The 20,707-nt window shown below is 70.0% G+C and carries 12 protein-coding genes; 9 read left to right on the forward strand and 3 right to left on the reverse strand.

Going from position 1 to position 20,707, the window contains the following annotated elements; all coding sequences use genetic code 11:
* Positions 1 to 3 precede the first annotated feature (3 nt).
* The 9 genes from glgX (VJT49_RS29290) (at position 4) to VJT49_RS29330 (ending at position 16,833) form a co-directional block, all read left to right on the forward strand.
* Positions 4 to 2,130, forward strand: coding sequence for a glycogen debranching protein GlgX (gene glgX / locus VJT49_RS29290; RefSeq protein ID WP_324168194.1), 2,127 nt, complete (start codon positions 4 to 6; stop codon positions 2,128 to 2,130).
* Positions 2,130 to 4,547 carry a malto-oligosyltrehalose synthase gene (gene treY, locus VJT49_RS29295; protein ID WP_324168195.1) on the forward strand — a complete coding sequence of 806 codons (2,418 nt, stop codon included), beginning with the start codon at positions 2,130 to 2,132 and terminating at the stop codon, positions 4,545 to 4,547. Before glgX (VJT49_RS29290) ends, treY begins: the two co-directional genes overlap by 1 nt.
* Positions 4,544 to 6,367, forward strand: coding sequence for a malto-oligosyltrehalose trehalohydrolase (gene treZ, locus VJT49_RS29300; protein ID WP_324168196.1), 1,824 nt, complete (start codon positions 4,544 to 4,546; stop codon positions 6,365 to 6,367). The genes treY and treZ overlap by 4 nt, the downstream gene beginning before the upstream one ends.
* 48 nt (positions 6,368 to 6,415) lie before the next feature.
* The gene (gene glgX / locus VJT49_RS29305; protein ID WP_324168197.1) at positions 6,416 to 8,536 is read left to right on the forward strand and encodes a glycogen debranching protein GlgX; all 2,121 of its coding nucleotides are present in this window, start codon (positions 6,416 to 6,418) and stop codon (positions 8,534 to 8,536) included.
* 227 nt (positions 8,537 to 8,763) lie between these two features.
* Complete coding sequence (locus VJT49_RS29310) at positions 8,764 to 10,743, forward strand: alpha-1,4-glucan--maltose-1-phosphate maltosyltransferase (RefSeq protein ID WP_324168198.1); 1,980 nt, start codon at positions 8,764 to 8,766, stop codon at positions 10,741 to 10,743.
* Positions 10,744 to 10,836: 93 nt separating this feature from the next.
* On the forward strand, positions 10,837 to 12,639 hold the full coding sequence (treS, locus tag VJT49_RS29315) for a maltose alpha-D-glucosyltransferase (protein WP_324168199.1): 1,803 nt from the start codon (positions 10,837 to 10,839) through the stop codon (positions 12,637 to 12,639).
* A gap of 6 nt (positions 12,640 to 12,645) precedes the next feature.
* On the forward strand, positions 12,646 to 14,028 hold the full coding sequence (locus tag VJT49_RS29320) for a maltokinase N-terminal cap-like domain-containing protein (RefSeq protein ID WP_324168200.1): 1,383 nt from the start codon (positions 12,646 to 12,648) through the stop codon (positions 14,026 to 14,028).
* Between the two features lie 57 nt (positions 14,029 to 14,085).
* Positions 14,086 to 16,305 (forward strand): 1,4-alpha-glucan branching protein GlgB, encoded by a 2,220-nt coding sequence (glgB, locus tag VJT49_RS29325; RefSeq protein ID WP_414636113.1) that lies wholly within the window; start codon positions 14,086 to 14,088, stop codon positions 16,303 to 16,305.
* Between the two features lie 135 nt (positions 16,306 to 16,440).
* Entirely contained in the window at positions 16,441 to 16,833 is a 393-nt protein-coding gene (locus VJT49_RS29330) for a hypothetical protein (RefSeq protein WP_324168201.1), read from the forward strand.
* A 27-nt stretch (positions 16,834 to 16,860) separates the two neighbouring features.
* On the opposite strand, the gene VJT49_RS29335 is transcribed toward VJT49_RS29330, so the two are convergent.
* From VJT49_RS29335 to VJT49_RS29345, 3 genes are read right to left on the reverse strand one after another with little or no spacing between them, the layout of a single operon-like run.
* A complete protein-coding gene (locus VJT49_RS29335) occupies positions 16,861 to 18,576 on the reverse strand; it encodes an ABC transporter ATP-binding protein (RefSeq protein ID WP_324168202.1) in 1,716 nt (571 codons plus the stop codon).
* On the reverse strand, positions 18,573 to 19,652 hold the full coding sequence (locus VJT49_RS29340; protein ID WP_324168203.1) for a hypothetical protein: 1,080 nt from the start codon (positions 19,650 to 19,652) through the stop codon (positions 18,573 to 18,575). Before VJT49_RS29340 ends, VJT49_RS29335 begins: the two co-directional genes overlap by 4 nt.
* Positions 19,649 to 20,629, reverse strand: coding sequence for a DUF1611 domain-containing protein (locus tag VJT49_RS29345; RefSeq protein WP_324168204.1), 981 nt, complete (start codon positions 20,627 to 20,629; stop codon positions 19,649 to 19,651). Before VJT49_RS29345 ends, VJT49_RS29340 begins: the two co-directional genes overlap by 4 nt.
* Between the last annotated feature and the right edge of the window lie 78 nt (positions 20,630 to 20,707).

Genomic DNA, 20,707 nt, shown 5'->3' on the forward strand with positions numbered 1-20,707 from the left:
CTCTTGCCGCCCTGGCCTGGAACCCCGTACCCGCTGGGTGCCACCTATGACGGCGTCGGCACCAACTTCGCCCTGTTTTCCGAGGTCGCGGAGTGTGTCGAGCTGTGCCTTATCGACGAGGACGGCAAGGAGGAGAAGCGCGTCAGGCTGCCCGAGGTCGACGGCTTCGTCCACCACGGCTACCTGCTCGGCGTCGGCCCCGGCCAGCGCTACGGCTACCGCGTCCACGGCCCCTACGAGCCCGAGCAGGGCCTGCGCTGCAATCCCGGCAAGCTGCTGATCGACCCCTACGCGAAGGCGATCTCGGGCACCGTCGACTGGGACGCGTCGCTGTTCGCCTACCGGTTCGGCTCGCCGGACGAGCGCAACGACGACGACTCGGCCGGGCACATCCCGCTGTCGCGGGTGGTCAACCCCTTCTTCGACTGGGCCGACGACCGCCCGCCCCGAACCCCGTACCACGAGACCGTCATCTACGAAGCCCACGTCCGGGGCCTCACCATCGGCCATCCCGACGTGCCGCCCCGCCTGCGCGGCACCTACGCCGGGCTCGCCCACCCGGTGGTCGTCGAGCACCTCAAGAAACTGGGCGTGACCGCGATCGAGCTGATGCCGGTGCACCAGTTCATCACCGACCACGGCCTGCGGCAGAAGGGGCTGCGCAACTACTGGGGCTACAACACGATCGGGTTCTTCGCCCCGCACGAGGGCTACGCGGCGCTGCCCGAGCAGGCCGGGCAGGTGCAGGAGTTCAAGGGCATGGTCCGGTCGCTGCACGAGGCCGGCATCGAGGTCATCCTCGACGTCGTCTACAACCACACCGCCGAGGGCAACCACCTCGGGCCGACGCTGTCCATGCGCGGGATCGACAACCGGTCCTACTACCGGCTGGTCGACGAAGAACTCAGGTACTACATGGACTACACGGGCACCGGAAACTCGCTGAACGTCCGGAACCCGCACACGCTGCAACTGATCATGGACTCGCTGCGCTACTGGGTCACCGAGATGCACGTCGACGGCTTCCGCTTCGACCTGGCCGCCACACTGGCCCGCGAGTTCTACGACGTCGACCGGCTGTCCACGTTCTTCGACCTGGTGCAGCAGGACCCGACCGTGAGCCGGGTCAAGCTCATCGCCGAGCCGTGGGACGTGGGACCCGGCGGCTATCAGGTCGGCAACTTCCCTCCCCTGTGGACCGAATGGAACGGCAAGTTCCGTGACACCGTCCGCGATTTCTGGCGTGGCGAGCCGGCGACGCTGGGTGAGTTCGCCTCGCGCATCACCGGCTCGTCGGACCTGTACCAGGACGACGGCCGCCGCCCCTACGCGTCGATCAACTTCGTGACCGCGCACGACGGTTTCACCATGACCGACCTGGTCTCCTACCACAACAAGCACAACGAGGCCAACGGCGAGGACGGCCGCGACGGCGCGGACGACAACCGGTCGTGGAACTGCGGGGTCGAAGGCCCGACCGACGAGGAGGAGATCCTCGCGCTGCGGGCGAGGCAGCGCCGCAACCTGCTCGCGACGCTGCTGCTGTCGCAGGGCGTGCCGATGCTGCTGCACGGCGACGAGATGGGACGTACGCAGCAGGGCAACAACAACGCCTACTGCCAGGACAACGAGCTGTCCTGGGTGGACTGGTCGCTGGCCGAGGACAACGCCGAGCTGATCGACTTCGTGCGCGGGCTGAGCGAGTTCCGCCGCGCCCATCCGGTGTTCCGGCGGCGGCGGTTCTTCGACGGCAAGCCCATCGGCAAGGGCGAGGAGATCGGGGACATCGCCTGGTTCACGCTCTCCGGCGAGGAGATGAAGGAGCGGAACTGGGACGACGGCTTCGGCAAGTCGATCGTGGTGTTCCTCAACGGCGAGGGCATTCCGGACCTCGACCAGCGCGGCATGCCGGTGGTCGACGACTCGTTCCTGATGGGGTTCAACGCTCACTACGAGGACATCGAGCTGATCCTGCCCGGCCCGGAATACGGTCTGAAGTGGACGGTGGTGATCGACACCGCGAGCGGTGAGATCGCCGGTGACGCGGGGACGGTCGCGGAAGCCGGGGGCAAGCTCAACCTGCCCGGCCGGTCCCTGATGGTGCTGAAACGGACCGAAAAGCAGGACTGATGGTTCCCGGCTCGACCTACCGCGTGCAACTGTGCCCCGGGTTCACCTTCACCGATGCCGCCGAGCAGGTCGACTACCTGCGGCGGCTGGGAATCGGCGCGCTCTACGCGTCACCGGTGCTCGACGCGACGCCGGGCTCCACCCATGGCTACGACGTCGTCGATCCCACCCGCGCCCGGCCCGAGCTGGGCGGTGAGCAGGGCCGCCGCGCGCTCGGTCAGCGGTTGCGGCGGGCGGGTCTCGGGTTCGTCGTGGACATCGTGCCCAACCACATGGCGGTGGAGGTGGCTTCCGCCAACCCGTGGTGGTGGGACGTGCTGCGCAACGGTCGTGACTCGGCCTACGCGGAGTTCTTCGACATCGACTGGAGCCGCGGGAGGATCCTGTTGCCCGTACTCGGGGACGACGCGGCGATCGCCGAACTGAAGGTCGAGGGTGCTGACCTCGTCTACTACGACCACCGGTTCCCGATCGCGCCCGGCACCGAAGGCGGCACCCCGCAGGAGGTGCACGCGCGCCAGCACTACGAACTGGTGGACTGGCGGCGGGGCAACGCCGAGCTGAACTACCGGCGGTTCTTCGACATCACCACGCTGGCGGCGGTGCGTGTCGAGCGGCCGGAGGTTTTCCAGGCGACACACGGCGAAGTGCTGCGGTGGGTCGCTTCCGGCGAAGTCACCGGACTGCGCGTGGACCATCCCGACGGCCTCGCCGACCCGGGTGGCTACGTGCGCGCGCTGCGCGCGGCGGCGCCCCACGCCTGGCTGGTCGTGGAGAAGATCCTGCATCCCGGTGAGGACCTGCCGGCCAGCTGGCCGGTGGACGGCACGACCGGCTACGACGCGCTCCGTGAGATCATCGCGATCTTCGTCGACCCCACCGGCGAGCCGCGGTTCACCGAGCTTGCCGGGGCTCCCGGCTACCGCGCCATCGAGGAAGACGCGCGACGGCTGGTCACCGACACGATCCTGGTGGCCGAGATGCGGCGCATCGCCGCGCTCGTCGACAACCGGGAAGCGACCGTGGAAGCCGTCGCCGAGCTGATGATCGCGTTTCCGGTCTACCGCTCTTACCTGCCGGAGGGCGAGGAGAACTGGGCGGCCACCATCGGGCGAGCGCGGGTGAAGCGGCCGGATCTGGCGTCCATTGTGGACGAGATCGACCGGCGGGTGCGCGCCGATCCGCGCGGCGAGCTGGCCACCCGCATCCAGCAGACCTCGGGCATGGTGGTCGCGAAGGGAACCGAGGACACCACCTTCTACCGGTACACCCGGTTCGCCGCGCTGAACGAGGTCGGCGGCTCGCCGGAGACCTTCGGTGGCACGGTGGAGGGGTTCCACGGGATGGCCGCCGCCCGGGAGGCCGGCTGGCCGTCCGCGATGACCACGTTGACCACCCACGACACCAAACGGTCGGAGGACACCCGCGCCCGGCTGGCGGTGCTGTCGGAGATGCCGGACGCGTTCGCCGAAGCGGTCGGCCGGTGGACCGAACGGCATCCGATCGACGAGCCGGCGCTCAACCTGCTCGCCTGGCAAACCCTGGTCGGGGCATGGCCGATCACGTCCGGGCGGCTGCGCGACTACCTCCTGAAGGCCGCCAAGGAAGCCAAGATCCGCACCACGTGGACCGAGCACGACGAGGACTTCGAGCGCGCGGTCGCCGCCTGGCCCGACGCCGTGCTGAGCGACGACGAACTGGGTGTGGCCGAGTTCGTCGAGCGCGTCAAGGGACCCGGCTGGTCGAACGCGCTGGGCCAGAAGCTGATCCAGCTCACCGCGCCCGGTGTGCCCGACGTGTACCAGGGCACCGAGCTGTGGGACCTGTCACTGGTCGACCCGGACAACCGGCGGCCGGTGGACTACGGCGTGCGGCGGGAAATCCTCGACCGGATCGCCGCGGGTGAGCTGCCGGGCATCGACGACAGCGGGGCCGCGAAACTGCTCGTGGTGCACAAGGCGCTGACGCTGCGGCGCGACCGTCCGGAGCTGTTCCGGGGGTACCGGCGGCTCCACGCAGAGGGAGCCGCTGCCCGCCACGCCGTCGCTTTCCTGCGACACGACCTGATCACCGTGGTCACCCGGCTGCCGGTGGGCCTGGCGGCCGCGGGCGGCTGGCGCGACACCGTCCTGCCGCTGCCGCCCGGCGAGTGGACCGACGTCATCACCGGCAAGGCCACGGACGGCTCGCTGTCGTCCATGCTGCACTCACCCGGAGACACAGCCCCCAGACCCCCGCTGGGGGCAAGCCCCCAGACCGCACTGCCCTCCGGGGGTTCAACCCCCAGACCCCGACTGGGGGCAAGCCCCCAGACCGCCCTGCCCTCCGGGGGTTCAACCCCCAGACCCCGACCGGGGGCAAGCCCCCAGACCCCCTCCCCCTACCCGGTGGCGCTGCTGGTGCGAGGAGAATCATGAGTTTCCGCGTGTGGGCGCCCGGGCATGAGCGCGTGCGTGTCCGGGTCGACGGCGTCGACCACGAGATGACCCGCGACGGACAGTGGTGGCATTCCCTCGCGACCGGCACCGACTACGCGTTCCTCCTCGGGGACGACGACAAGGCGCTCCCGGACCCACGGTCGCTCTGGCAGCCCGCGGGTGTGCACGAGCCGTCACGCGTGTACGACCACGACGCCTACACGTGGACCGACCAGTCGTGGACGGGGCGGGCGCTGCCGGGCGGGGTGATCTATGAACTGCACATCGGCACGTTCACGCCGGAGGGCACCTTCGACGCGGCGATCGGCAAGCTCGACCACCTGGTGGAGCTGGGCGTGACCTTCGTGGAGGTCATGCCGGTCAACGCTTTCGACGGCGTCGCCGGGTGGGGCTACGACGGCGTGCTGTGGGGCGCGGTGCACGAGCCCTACGGCGGGCCGGACGGGTTCAAGCGGTTCGTCGACGCCTGCCATCGGCGGGGCTTGGCCGTCCTGCTCGACGTCGTCTACAACCACCTCGGACCCTCGGGTGCCTACCTCGACCGTTTCGGACCGTACTTCGCGGGGCGGAACGACTGGGGGCCGGGCCTGAACCTCGACGGCGAAGGTTCCGACGAGGTGCGCCGGTACGTCCTGGACAACGCGCTGGGCTGGCTGCGGGACTTCCACGTCGACGGGTTGCGGCTGGACGCGGTGCACGCACTGAACGACCGCCGCGCGACCCACCTGCTGGAGGAGCTGGCCGTCGAGGTCGAGGCGCTCTCGGCCGCCGTGCGCCGGCCGCTGACGCTGATCGCCGAGTCCGACCTCAACGACCCGAAGCTGGTCACCGCACGCGAGGCGGGCGGCTACGGCCTGACCGCCCAGTGGTCCGACGACCTGCACCACGCCCTGCACGTGGCGTTGTCCGGCGAGACCAGCGGCTACTACGCGGACTTCGGCGCACCTGACGCGCTGGCCCGCACGCTGCGCGAGGTGTTCTTCCACGCCGGAACCTGGTCGTCGTTCCGCGGCCGCCGGCACGGGCGCCCGGTGGACACCCGGAAGATCCCGGGTCACCGCTTTCTGGCGTACCTGGCCAACCACGACCAGATCGGCAACCGCGCCACCGGCGACCGTTTGTCCGCGACGGTCTCCCAAGGGGGTCTGGGGGCTTGCCTCCAGGCGGGGTCTGGGGGTCGCACCCCCGGAGGGCAGAGCGGTCCGGGGGCTTGCCCCCAGGCGGGGTCCGAGGGTCACACCCCCAGAGGATACGGCCTGCTGGCTTGCGGGGCGGCGATCGTGTTCTGCTCGCCGTACACCCCGATGATCTTCATGGGCGAGGAGTGGGCGGCGAGCACGCCTTGGCAGTTCTTCGCGTCCTTTCCGGACCCGGAGCTGGCCGAGGCCGTGCGCACCGGGCGTCGGCGGGAGTTCGCCCGGCACGGCTGGGGGGACGCCGAGGTGCCGGACCCGCTCGACCCCGCGACGGTCGAGCGGTCCCGCCTGAACTGGGCGGAAGCGGCCGAGCCGGGGCACCGCGAGCTGCTGGCGCTGTACCGGTCGCTGATCGCCCTGCGCCGCGGGCGGCCGGAACTGGCCGATTCCCGGCTGGACCGCTTCGAGGTCCGCGCGGAGGATTCCTGGCTCGTGCTGCGCCGCGGCGTCCTCCGCCTGGCCTGCAACCTGGGCAGCGAAAAAGCCACCGCCCCGCTGGCGGGCCAGGCCCGGCAGGTGCTGCTCCAGTCGGGTGGCGCTACCGCGTCAGGCACGGTGGCCACCCTCCCGCCAGCGTCATTTGCGCTGGTAGAAGTCGGCTGAACGATCGAAAACTGTCCGATGCCGGGGAGCCGGTGACACTATTGAGAGATGGCGATTCGACCCTCGGCGCACACGCCGATCCTCGCCGGACGGCCGTTCCCGCTGGGCGCGCACCCGGAGGGAGGTGGCGTCCGGTTCGCGGTGACCTCGACCGTCGCCGAGGCGGTCGAGGTGTGCCTGATCCGCGAGGACGGCTCGGAGCGGCGCATCGAACTGACCGAACGCACTTTCGGCGTGTGGCACGGGCTCGTGCCGGGCGTGACGTCGGGTCAGCGCTACGGCTACCGCGTGCACGGGCCCTACGAGCCCGCGAAGGGCCTGCGCTGCAACCCCGCGAAGCTGCTGGTCGACCCTTACGCCACGCATATCGCGGGCACGGTCACCGACATGGACGCCGCGCTCGGCTACGTCGGCGACCCGATGCACGGGCCACGCTCCAAAGTGGACTCGCTGGGCAGTGTGCCGCTTTCCGTGGTCGGCTCGCACGGCGGGCCGGACACCGGGACCAAACCCGAGGTGCCGTTCGAGGAACTGGTGATCTACGAGCTGCACGTCAAGGGCTTCACGCGGCGGCATCCGTTCGTGCCCGAACATCTGCGCGGCACCTACCTCGGCCTGGCGCATCCCGCGGTCATCGAGCATCTGGTGCGGCTGGGTGTCACCGCCGTCGAGTTGCTTCCCGTGCACTGGTTCACCGATGAGCCCTACCTCGTGCGCACCGGCCGCCGGAACTACTGGGGCTACTCGCCGCTCGGCTACTTCTCGCCGCACGCCGGATACGCCAGCGAGCCGGGCCGGGAGGTCGAGGAGTTCCGCACGATGGTCGCGGCGCTGCACTCGGTGAACATCGAGGTGATCCTCGACGTGGTGTTCAACCACACCTGCGAGGGCGGCTTCGAAGGCCCCACCCTGAGCTTCCGCGGGCTCGACGCGCCCGCGTACTACCTGCACGCCGCCCGTGGCCACGCCGTCGATCTCACCGGCTGCGGCAACACGCTCGAAGCCGGGTCCCCCACCGTCATCCGGCTGGTCACCGATTCGCTGCGCTACTGGGCCACCGAGATGGGCGTGGACGGCTTCCGGTTCGACCTCGCCAGCACCCTCGGCCGCCCCGGAGGCGGCGCGTTCGACCGTAACTCGGCGATGCTCACCGCGATCACCAGCGACCCGGTGCTGTCACGGTGCAAGCTCGTCGCCGAGCCCTGGGACATCACGGGACAGGGTTATCGCGTGGGCGAGTTCGGCGCGCAGTGGGCGGAGTGGAACGGCCGCTACCGCGACACCGTGCGAGACTTCTGGCGCGGTGCGGTCAGCGTCGCCGATCTCGCCTACCGGGTCTCCGGCTCGTCGGACCTCTACGACCACAACCTGCGCCGCCCCTGGCAGTCGATCAACTTCATCACCGCCCACGACGGGTTCACCCTGCGGGACCTGGTTTCCTACAACCGCAAGCACAACGAGGACAACGGCGAGGACAACCGCGACGGCACCAACGACAACCGGTCCTGGAACCACGGCGTGGAAGGCCCGACGGACGATCCGGCCGTCCGGGCGCTGCGCGAACGGCAGGCGCGGAACCTGCTGGCGACGCTGCTGCTGTCCACCGGTACGCCGATGCTGACGGCGGGTGACGAGATGTGGCGCACCCAGCACGGCAACAACAACGCCTACTGCCTCGACGACGAGACCTCGTGGATGGACTGGTCGCTCGGCCCCGAGCCCGAGGCGATGCTCGCGTTCACCCGGCGCCTGGTGCACCTGCGGGCCGCGAGCCCGGCGCTGCGCCAGCCCGAGTTCTTCGAAGGCCGCACCACGCCGAGCGGCAAGCCCGATCTCGTCTGGTTCCGGCCCGACGCCACTGAAATGTCCGAAAAGGACTGGTTCGACGAGGACCGCCGGACCCTGGGCATGTGGATCGACGGCTCGAACAGCCAGTCCCGGACGAAGGAGGGCGAACTGATCTCCGACTACTCGTGGCTGCTGCTGCTCCACGCCGGGGCCGAACCGGTCGAAGTGACCCTGCCCGGCCCCGAGTACGGGAAGACCTTCGAAGCCATGCTGGACACCAGTTTTCCCGACGGCAGCCCCACTATCACGGACCCGGTCGGCGCGGGCGGGCGGGTCAGGATGCCCGCGCACTCGCTGCTTCTGTTGCGCGCGCCTCGTTAGCACGGCCTGGCTCCCCGTCCCCACTGACACGTTGTGGGTAGGGCTGGTGAATCCTCGGTTACCGCCACCCGCCGGCTCTGGACAGGAGCGCTCCGAAAGAAGAAAGTGACGGGCGAAAGGTTTGGGCCGACGGCCGGGCGGGTAAGTGCCCGGTCAGGCTGGGGGCGTTTTCCGCACCGCCGGCTTCGCCCACACAGAAGAACCGCGAACGAAAGGGGCGCTGCCGAATGACCGGGCGGCTCGGCATCGACGACGTGACCCCGGTGGTGAGCTGCGGCCAGTACCCGGCCAAGGCCGTGGTCGGTGAGCACGTCCCGGTTTCGGCGACGGTCTGGCGCGAGGGGCACGACGCCGTCGCCGCGACCGTCACCTGGCGCGGGCCGAACGACCGGGTCGCCCGCCGCACCCGGATGAGCGAGCAGGGCTCGGGAGTCGACCGGTTCGCGGCGGTGATCGTCCCGGATTCGGTGGGCCTGTGGACCTACCGGGTGGACGCGTGGAGCGACCCGTGGGCGACCTGGCGGCACAACGTCAAGGTGAAGGTGGCCGCCGGACAGGACGCCGCCGAACTGCACAACGATCTGGAGTCCGGTGCGCAGCTGATCGACCGGGTCAGCCGCAGGCCCGACCGCCGCCGCGAGCGCGAGGTGCTCCTCAGCGCGTCGGCGGCGTTGCGGGACCACGACCGGATGCTCGCCGAACGGGTCGGCCCCGCGCTGTCGCCCGAAGTGATGCGGATCATGCACGAGCATCCGGTGCGCGAACTGGTCACCAAGGGCAAGCCGTTCAGGCTGTGGGTGGACCGCGAACGCGCCGCCTTCGGTTCCTGGTACGAGTTCTTCCCGCGCTCCACCGGAGGCGTCGATGCCGAAGGCCGCCCGGCGCACGGCACGTTCGCCACGGCCGCCCGCGAACTCGACCGGATCGCGGCGATGGGGTTCGACGTGGTGTACCTGCCGCCGATCCACCCGATCGGCCGGGTGAACCGCAAGGGGCGCAACAACTCCGTGGTCTCCGGGGAAGGGGATGTCGGTTCGCCGTGGGCGATCGGCTCGGACGAAGGCGGGCATGACGCCATCCACCCCGACCTCGGCACGATCGAGGACTTCGAAAAGTTCGTGGACCGTGCCGCCGAACTGAACCTGGAGGTGGCGCTGGACCTGGCGCTCCAGGCCGCGCCGGACCACCCGTGGGTGGTGAAGAACCCGGAGTTCTTCACCGCGCTCCCCGACGGGACGATCGCCTACGCGGAGAACCCGCCGAAGAAGTACCAGGACATCTACCCGATCAACTTCGACAACGACCCGCAGGGCATCTCCAACGAGGTGCTGCGGATCGTGCTGCACTGGGTCCGCCACGGGGTGCGGATCTTCCGCGTGGACAACCCGCACACCAAGCCGCCGGACTTCTGGGACTGGCTGATCGCCAGCGTGAAGGACGAGTACCCCGACGTGCTGTTCCTGTCGGAGGCGTTCACGCGGCCGGCCCGGCTGTGGGGCCTGGCCCGGCTCGGCTTCACCCAGAGCTACACCTATTTCACCTGGCGAACCACCAAGGAGGAGCTCGTCGAGTTCGGCGCCGACCTGGTCGGGCACTGCGACGAAGGCCGCCCCAACCTGTTCGTCAACACCCCGGACATTTTGCACGAGTCGCTGCAGAAGGGCGGGCCGGGCATGTTCGCCCTGCGCGCCGCGCTCGCCGCGACGATGTCCCCGGCCTGGGGCGTGTATTCCGGGTACGAGCTGTACGAACACGAGCCGGTTCGCGAAGGCGGCGAGGAGTACCTCAACTCCGAGAAGTACGAACTGCGGCCCCGGGACTTCGCCGGCGCGCTCGAGCGGGGTCGCTCCCTGGAACCGTGGCTGACCAAACTCAACCTCATCCGCCGCGCGCATCCGGCGCTGCAGCAGATGCGCACGCTCAGGTTCCATCACGTCGACAACGGCGGGCTGCTGGCCTACTCGAAGCAGGACCCGGCCACCGGCGACACCGTCGTGATGGTGGTGACCCTGAACCCGTTCGGCGCCGAGGAGGGCACCCTCTGGCTCGACCTGCCGTCGCTCGGTTTCGCCTGGCACGACCGCCTGATCGCGCATGACGAGGTGAGCGGGGAAACCTGGGACTGGGGCCGGGCCAACTACGTGCGGCTGGAGCCGTGGCGCGCGGTCGCGCACATCGTGAGCCTGCAACCCAGATTGGCGGGTTAGCACAACAACACTTTCTCTCCGGCAAACCCCGCGCCGGCAAGGAGCGCGGAGGCCAACGGGCGTGCCCGGACGAGGTGGGACGAGGTGGAGTCGATGGACGAAGATTTCCGGCCCGACGCGGCGCTCGGGCTGGAAGGCGTGCCCCACACCGGTGAGTCGATCACCGAGGAAGGCATCCTGGTCGAGCCGCAGGCCGGCGACTTCGAACACGCCGAACAGGCGCCCAGCAATCCCGTCTGGTACAAGGGCGCCGTCTTCTACGAGGTGCTGGTGCGGGCCTTCACCGACTCCAACAGCGACGGCACCGGCGACCTGCGCGGGCTCGCCAGCCGGCTGGACTACCTGGAATGGCTCGGCGTGGACTGCCTGTGGCTGCCCCCCTTCTACGCCTCTCCCCTGCGCGACGGCGGCTACGACATCAGTGACTTCCGGGCCGTGCTGCCCGAGTTCGGCACCGTCGAGGATTTCGTCTACCTGCTCGACGAGGCGCACAAGCGGGACATCCGGGTGATCACCGACCTGGTGCTCAACCACACCTCGGACGCGCATCCGTGGTTCCAGCAGTCCCGCACCGACCCGGACGGGCCCTACGGCGACTACTACGTATGGAGCGATGACGACTCCCGCTACGCCGACGCCCGGATCATCTTCGTCGACACCGAAACCTCCAACTGGACCTACGATCCGGTGCGCGGGCAGTTCTACTGGCATCGCTTCTTCTCGCATCAGCCCGACCTCAACTACGAGAACCCGGACGTCCAGGAGGCGATGCTCGACGTTCTGCGGTTCTGGCTGGACCTGGGCATCGACGGGTTCCGCCTGGACGCGGTGCCCTATCTGTTCGAACTCGAGGGCACCAACTGCGAGAACCTGCCGCGGACACACGAATTCCTCAAGCGCTGCCGCAAGGTGGTCGACGACGAGTACCCCGGCCGCGTCCTGCTCGCCGAGGCCAACCAGTGGCCCTCGGACGTGGTGGAGTACTTCGGCGACCCCGCGCCCGGCGGGGACGAATGCCATATGGCGTTCCACTTCCCGCTGATGCCGCGCATCTTCATGGCCGTGCGGCGCGAGTCGCGCTTCCCGATCTCGGAGATCCTGGCGCAGACACCCAAGATCCCCCACAACTGCCAGTGGGGTATTTTCCTGCGCAACCACGACGAGCTGACGCTGGAAATGGTCAGCGACGAAGAGCGCGACTACATGTATGCGGAGTACGCGAAAGACCCGCGGATGAAGGCCAACATCGGCATCCGCCGCCGGCTCGCACCCCTGCTGGAGAACGACCGGAACCAGCTCGAACTGTTCACCGCCCTGCTGCTGTCGCTGCCGGGATCGCCCGTTCTGTACTACGGTGACGAGATCGGGATGGGAGACAACATCTGGCTGGGTGACCGGGACGCGGTGCGCACGCCCATGCAGTGGACCCCCGACCGCAACGCCGGATTCTCCCGTTGTGATCCGGGCCGGATCTACCTCCCCGTGATCATGGACCCGGTGTACGGTTATCAGGCGATCAACGTCGAGGCGCAGCGCGACAGCGCGTCCTCGCTACTGAGCTGGACGCGCAGGATGATCGAGGTCCGCAAGCAGCACTACGCCTTCGCCGAGGGCGAGTTCATCGAACTCGGCGGGTCCAACCCCAGCGTGCTCGCGTTCAAGCGGCAGTGGACGCGGCCGGACGGGCTGACGGACGTGGTGTTGTGCGTCAACAACCTGTCGCGGTTCCCGCAGCCGGTCGAACTGGACCTGTCCGCGAACGAGGGCTGCACGCCGATGGAACTGACCGGCGGCGTGTTGTTCCCGGATATCGGGGAACTTCCCTACCTGCTGACGCTTCCCGGCCACGGTTTCTACTGGTTTCACTTGCTGGACGAGAGCGCGAAAGCGAGGTGATCGACCGTGAACGCCGCCCCAGAACTGATCGATGCGCTGGTGGCCGAGCTTCCGGAATGGCTGCCGACGCAGCGGTGGTTCGCCGGCAAGGACCGGCCGGTCACGGCGGTCGACGCGGTCAGCACGACGGTGCTGCTGGAAGGCGATCCCCTGCTGCTGCACCTGATCGTCGAGGTGCGGCAGGACGACCGCGGTGAGCCGTACCAACTGCTCATCGGCAGCCGGGCACACTTGCCGGAGTACCTCGGGTCGAGCTGGATCGGCACCGAGAAGGGCCTGCCCTGCTACGAGGCTTCCGGCGACGCGGACCTCACCGGCCGGCTGCTGGATTTGATCGCCGAAGACGCGCAGGTGGGCCCGCTCAGGTTCGCGCAGGAAGCCAAGGCGCCGGTCCAGGGCGGGCTCCGGGCACGCCCGGTCGCCGCGGAACAGAGCAACACCTCACTCGTCTTCGGCCAGCAGTACATCCTCAAGCTGTTCCGGAAGCTCGCTCCCGGCGAGAACCCGGACCTGAAACTGCACCGCGCGCTCCAGGAGGTGGGCTCCGAGCACATCGCCCCGGTCCTCGGATCCATCACCGGGGAGTTGCACGGCGAGCCGACGACGCTGGGCATGCTGCAGAAGTTCGTCACCGACGCGGTCGAGGGCTGGGCCATGGCGACCACCAGCGTCCGCGACCTGATGGCCGACCCCGAACTGCCGCCCGACCTCCTCGGCGGCGACTTCGCGGGCGAGTCGAACCGCCTCGGGCAGGCGGTGGCGACCGTGCACAACGACCTCCGGCGCGCGCTGGGCGACCAGACCGCGGACCTGGCCGAGTTCGACCGGGCGGTCGGCGCCATGCACGCCCGGCTCGACCGCGTGGCCGGGGAGGTGCCCGAGCTCACCGGATACGCGCCCGCGCTGCACGAGGCGTTCGAAGAGATCCGCGAGGCCGACGGGCCGGTGCCCGTGCAGTACATCCACGGCGACCTGCACCTGGGCCAGGTGCTCCGCACCGTCACCGGCTGGCTGCTGATCGACTTCGAGGGCGAACCGGCGGCACCGGTGAGCGAACGCTCCGCGCTGCGCTCCCCCCTTCGTGACGTGGCGGGCATGTTGCGCTCCTTCGACTACGCCGCCCATCAGATGCTCATCGGCCAGCCCGAGGACCCGCTGCTCACCGAGCGGGCGCTGGAGTGGTCGCGGCGCAACCGTGAGGCGTTCTGCGACGGCTACGCCAAGGCCGCCGCCGCCGACATCGGCGACCCCCGCTCCCATGCCCTGCTGCTGCGCGCCTTCGAACTGGACAAGGCGGTCTACGAAGTGGCCTACGAACACGCGAACCGGCCCGAATGGCTGGGTGTGCCCCTCGCGTCGATCGCCCGGATCAGCTCAGGAGGTGAGTAGCCCGTGACCGGCCTGCCGTCCGAGCAAGGTGCCGAAAACGGTGCCGAAAGCAGTGCCGTGAACAGTGCCGAAAACAGCGGCGACACCTCGGCGCTCGCTGTTGTGCCCCCGCCGGGCGACATCGACCGGCTCCTGGCCGGCTCGCACCACGATCCCCATTCGGTCCTCGGCGTGCACGCGGGAGAGCACGGCGTCGTCGTCCGGGCGTTCCAGCCCGGTGCGCGCGCGATCCGGGTGCTGGCCAAGAACAACGACGTCGAACTGACCCGCGTGGTGGACAGCCTGTTCGCCGGCCGGCTCCCGGGCCATCCCGGCGACTACCTCCTCGAAGTCGACTACGGCGATCGTGTCGTGACGATCGACGACCCCTACCGCTGGCTCCCGACGGTCGGCGAAATGGACCTGCATCTGATCGGCGAGGGCCGGCACGAGCGGCTCTGGGAGGCGCTCGGGGCACACGTACGCCGTTACGACACATCGAACGGCGTCGTGCAGGGCGTCTCCTTCGCGGTGTGGGCACCGACCGCGCGCGGTGTGCGGGTGGCCGGCGACTTCAACGGCTGGGACGGCCGCGCGCACGCGATGCGGTCGCTGGGCGCGTCGGGGGTGTGGGAACTGTTCGTCCCCGGTATCGAAGCGGGAACCCATTACAAGTACCGCATTCTCGGCGCGGACGGCGGGTGGCGGGAAAAGGCGGACCCGCTGGCCTTCGCCACCGAGGAACCGCCGAAGACCGCTTCGGTCGTGGCCGAGTCGTCCTACGAGTGGGAAGACGCGGAGTGGGTCGCGCGCCGGTCGGAGACGGACTGGACGGGCGCGCCGGTGAGCATCTACGAAGTGCACCTCGGCTCGTGGCGCACCGGCCTCGGCTACCGCGAACTGGCCGACGAACTCGCCGACTACGTGCTGGAAACCGGCTTCACGCACGTCGAGCTGCTGCCGATCGCCGAGCATCCGTTCGGCGGCTCGTGGGGCTACCAGGTCACGTCGTACTACGCGCCGACCTCCCGGTTCGGCGGCCCGGACGACTTCCGGTACTTCGTGGACCGGTTGCACCAGCGGGGCGTCGGCGTGCTGGTCGACTGGGTGCCCGCGCACTTTCCCAAGGACAGCTGGGCGCTCGCGCGTTTCGACGGCACCCCGTTGTACGAGCACCCCGACTGGCGGCGCGGGGAGCAACCGGACTGGGGCACGTACGTGTTCGACTTCGGCCGCAACGAGGTCCGCAACTTCCTGGTGGCGAACGCCCTGTTCTGGTTGGCGGAATACCACCTCGACGGCCTGCGGGTGGACGCCGTCGCGTCGATGCTGTACCTGGACTACTCGCGGGGCGAAGGCCAGTGGGTGCCGAACGCCTACGGCGGCCGGGAAAACCTGGAGGCCGTGCGGTTCCTCCAGGAACTCAACGCGACCGTCTACAAGCGACACCCCGGTGTGGTGATGGTCGCCGAGGAATCGACCGCGTGGCCGGGCGTCACCCGCCCGACCCACCTCGGCGGGCTCGGCTTCGGGTTCAAGTGGAACATGGGGTGGATGCACGACACCCTGCACTACCTCTCCCATGACCCGGTGTACCGCTCGTTCCACCACAACGAGCTGACCTTTTCCCTGGTGTACGCGTGGAGCGAAAACTTCGTGCTGCCGCTCTCGCACGACGAGGTGGTGCACGGCAAGGGGTCGCTGTGGCAGCGGATGCCGGGCGACGACTGGAACAAGGCCGCCGGAATCCGCGCGCTGCTGGCCTACATGTGGGCCCATCCCGGCAAGCAGTTGCTGTTCATGGGTGGCGAGTTCGCCCAGGAGCGGGAGTGGTCGGAGGAACGGTCTCTGGACTGGCACCTGCTGGACCAGCCGCTGCACCGCGGTATCCGGCAACTGGTCACGGACCTCAACGCGGCCTACCGGTCCCTTCCCGCACTCCACAGCGCGGACGTCCGGCCCGAAGGGTTCCAGTGGATCGACGCGAACGACGCCTACGGGAACGTGGTGAGCTTCCTGCGCGTGGGCGAGGACGGCTCCAAGATCGCCTGCGTCGCGAACTTCGCCGGCGTGCCCCATCCCGGCTACCGGGTCGGGCTGCCGACGACCGGCCGGTGGGTCGAGGTGCTCAACACCGACGCCGAATGCTACGGCGGTTCCGGCGTGGGCAACTACGGCCAGGTCGAGGCCGAGCCCGAACCCTGGCACGGCCAGCCCGCGTCCGGCGTCCTGCACCTGCCGCCCAACGGCGTCCTCTGGCTCGCCGTGTCCTCCGGAGGTGCGCCCCCCTCGGCTTAGCGGTCGGCGAAGCCCGGGGCGCCGCAGCACCCCGCCGTTTCAACCCCGCCGTCCCAGCCACGTCGCACACCGTGACGCGCCTCACCGGGCGCTGGTTAAGCTGGCGCCAGGGTCGACAGGCGAGAGGCGGCGAGGGTGACCATCTGGACCGAAGTGATCAACTACGTCCGGTTGAGATATGAGGTGCTGGAGGAGACGGACGGCTGGCTCCGTTTCCGGCTGGACACCGAGGGCGGCCGCACCCAGCAGGTCACCGTGCACTTCCTGCCCGAACTCGACGACGCGGCCTGGGCCGAGATCTCCTCGCCGGTCGGCTGGGCCGACAAGATCGACCTGCGCCGCCTGCTGGAACTGGCCGGCGACTCCAGCATCGGCGGCGCGGCCGTGGTCGACGGCGTGGCCCTGATCAAGCACACCGTGCCGTTGAAGTCGATCGACATCGAGGAGGAGTTCGCGCGTCCCCTCAGCTCCGTCGTGGCCCGCGCGGACACGCTGGAACACGAACTGTCCAAAGCGGACGAGTTCTGACGGCCCGCCCTCGACAGGCCGGCCAGGCTAAGCCGCGACGACGACGCCGTTGTGCAGGTGGACCGTGCGCATGGCCAGCCGGGTCAGGGCTGGCCGGTGGGTGGTCATGATGACGGTGCGGCTGGCCACGAGCCGGGTCAGGGCCCGCACGACGAGTTGTTCGGCTTCGAGGTCGAGGCCCGCGGTCGGCTCGTCGAGCAGCACGATGGGAGCGTCGGCCAGGAGCGCGCGGGCGATCCCGACCCGTTGGCGCTGGCCGCCGGACAGGCCGACGCCGCCGTCGGCGAGCCGGGTGTCGAGGCCGTCGGGGAGATCATCGGCGAACTGGGTGACCAGGGCGGCCTTGGCGGCCTGGGTGACCTCGTGCGCGGTGGCGGCGGGGCGGGCGTAGCGAATGTTGTCGGCGAGGGTGCCCGAGAACAGGAAGGTGTCCTGCAAGACGACGGCGACTTGATCGTGCAGCCACGGCTTCGGGAGTTCTGCCAGCGACTTGCCGTCGAGGAGGAGCTGCCCCGCGGTGGGCGGGTACAGCCCGGCGATGAGCGCGAGCACGCTCGATTTGCCCGCGCCGTTGGGGCCGAGCAGCGCCACACGTTCGGCGGGGCGGACGGTGAGGTCCAGGTTGTGCAGCACCGGGCCGCGCCCGTAGTCGAGATCGACGCCCCGCAGTTCGAGGTGGCCCTCGGCGCGAGCCGGCAACGGCCGTGACGGTACCGGCCGGCGGCGAGGCTGGTCGAGAATGCCGGCCACCCGCTCGGCCGAGGCCGCGCCCTGGCTGAAGGTGATCGAGAGCTTGGACAACGCCCGCATCGGCTTCACCATGTCGTTGAGATAGCTGGTCACCACGACCAGCAGGCCGACCGTCCACCAGTTGCCGAGCACGCCCAGCCCGCCCACCCAGAGCAGGACCGCGGCCCCGGCGGAGGTGACCACCTCCAGCATGGGGGTGAACCGGGCCCGCAGCTCCACCGCACGCAGGCCCGCGTCCAGCGTGGTGCGGTTGCCGTCGGCGAACCGGGTGTCGTGCAGGTCGTGGCGCCCGAACGCGTGGATGGTGCGGATGCCGTGCAGGGATTCGGCCACGAACCCGGCGAGGGCGCCTTCGGCGGCCCGGCGGCGACGCGCCGCCGTGCGGGTCAGGCGGGTGTACCGCGCGGCTGTCGCGAACACCAACGGGGCGCAGCTGATCGCGACCAGCCCGAGCCGCCAGTCGACCGACAGCAGTACGGCCGCGAATCCCGCGATCGACAGCAGTCCCGGCAGCAGGATGGAGAACAAGTCGACCAGGCTGTCCTCGATCCGATCGGTGTCGACGGAGATGCGGCTGGTCAGCTCGCCGACGGCCTGGTGGTCGTGGAAGCTCATCGGCAGCCGTTGCAGGTGCGCGAAGACGTCCGTCCGGATCGCGGCGGTTATCCGCTCCCCCGCGCCGTTCATCACCCGGTCCCCCAGGTAGTCCAACACCCCGGAGGCCAGCGTGATGACCAGGACGGCGACGGCGGCCGCGGTCAGCTGGGCGAGGTTCGACCCGCCGAAAACGGTGGTGAGCGGTGCCAGCGGTCCCCGGGGCTGGTTGCCCTTGAGCACGCCGTCGATGACGAGGGCCAGTGGCCAGGGCCGGGCCAGGTCGGCGAGCAGTTCGCCCACGCGCAGGCCGACGCCGAGGGACAGCGCCCCCAGATGCGGGCGGCCGTAGGAGCGAAACCGCCAGAGCTGCCGCAACAGCCCGAGATCGCGCATCATATGGCCGTTCCCTCCGCGGCCATGCCCGCGAGCGCCCTGGCGCGGGCGGCCTCGCGCAGCTCGGCATTGCTGGCGCCCAGGTGAATGCCGTGCGCGGCCATCGCGGCCAGCACACCGGGCGCGAGGCCGGGGTCCGCGCGGGTCATCGCCGACAGCAGCCGGGAGAAGTGCCGGCGGCGGCGCAACGCCTGCTCGGCCGGGACGGTCACGTCGGCTTCCTCCCCGAAAAGTTCGAGGCCGCGCAGCAGCATGGCGTCGAACCGCCGCGGGTCGGCCGTCCGCTCGCGCGCCGACCAGCAGGCGGACGCCCACACCGTGCCGTCGCCGTGCGGGTCCTGGTCCGGCCCGCCGTGGAAGTGCACCATGGTCCATTGTGGAGCAAGCTGGCGGCGGCGCCGGTCCCAGGCCGGGATCCGCTGCCGGTGCCAGCCGTAGATGTCGGGCGTGCCCAGCAGAATCGCCGTCACCACGTCCGACGTCCCTTCGTCCAGGGCGATCTTCTTGTTCGTCTGGCGGTGCGCCGGGCGAAGCCGGTTGAGCCGGAAGTCCGCGGTGTGCCGGCACAGATGGTGGGCGACCTCGTGATAGACGATGGCGGCGTTGTGGGCCGGAGCGTGGAAGTACCTGGGCGCGGCGAGGAACGCCCGGCCGCCGCCGAGATGCACTTCCCCGGCCGCCCGCACCGGGCCGTCCTCGAGCGGGTGCGGCAGCCGGTAGTGGCCGCCGCCCCAGCGCGGCTGATCGTGCATCCCGATCCGGACCACCAGGTGCGGAAGCGGACGGTTGAGGAGGCTCGAGACGAACCGTAGTGCCCGCTGGGTGTGGAAGGCGGCGTTGACCACGCCGAACGCCCTCGCCTGGCGGTCCGCGGCGGCCGGCGCCAGCGGGCCACCGCCCGCTGCCGGCTCGAACACCATGCCGTCATCGTCGAACAAGGTGACCCCACGCTCGTCGCGAACCGTCGCCTCGGGCAGGACGAGTTCCGCCGGCCCCACCGCGAGCACGTCGAGGTCGACCTCGCGCAGTCGCCCCGGACCCGGCCGGCCATCGGGGACATACGCGGTCGCCACGGTCATTCGCCCCGCCAGGGGGTGAGCAGTTCGACGGCCGCGCCGCCGGAGAGGTCGGCGGGCGAGAACACCGGCAGCCCGGTCGCCTCGGCCACCTCCCGCGAGGCCAGCGGGCTGGCCGTCACCCGGCCGCTGATGGCCCGCACGGGCACGCCGAGATCGCCGAGGAGCCCGGCTCCGGCAACGGCGCTCAGCGCGTCGCACACGGCCAGCACGACCGCGTCCGCGAACCCGGGCAGGGCCGGAAGCAGCGCGGCCGTCTCGGACTGGAGGAGCCCGTCGGCGATTTCCAGGACGACCACGTCCGATCCCCGGTGGGCCAGTTCGTCCCGGATGCCGATCATGGTGGCCCGCAGCCGGTCGACCGGGTAGCCGAAGGTCGACGCCATGCCGAAGTCGAGGAAGTCGATCACGGCGGCGGCACCGGCGTCCAGGTACCGCCAGCGGTCCTTGCCGCTGCCGGAGCCGGTGACCTTGCCGGCCGCCGCGGCCAGCCCGGCCCGGGTCCAGCCGTTGACCATCGCCGCCGCCGTGGTCGTCTTGCCCGCGCTCATCGACGCGCCGACGACGACCACGGTGCCCGGCACCGGGCGTGTGGGCGGCGGCGCCCGCAGGCTCAGACTCTCGAGGGACAGTGCCACACCGTCCGGATCGGTCAGCGGGCCGATGATCTCCAGTTCGGTCGGCACGCCCCGGCGCGCATGCGCGGACGCGACCTCGCCGACCACTCCCCCGGCGGTCAGCAGGTGCGCCTTCGTCCCGCCGGGCAGGTAGCCCTCGTAGAAGTCGGTGGCGTACCGGTTGCCGCACGCGCCCACCACGAGGTCCCCCGGATAGAGGCGCGCCCGGCGGCCGTGAACGTTTTCCAGACTGTCGTGCGCGCCCACGAACCGCACACTGGAAACGACAAGGTCCCCCAATTCCGGCTGCCGCGCGAAACCACCCACTCTCGTGCGCTCGCGATCCACGACACGCCGAGTCACGTAACTCCATTTCGCGTCAGAAAACCCCTGCATACGCAATCCCGTAGACATCCGCGACAAACTTCGCTTCCAGGATTG

The sequence above is a fragment of the Amycolatopsis sp. genome (assembly GCF_035276945.1).
GTDB lineage: Bacteria > Actinomycetota > Actinomycetes > Mycobacteriales > Pseudonocardiaceae > Amycolatopsis_E.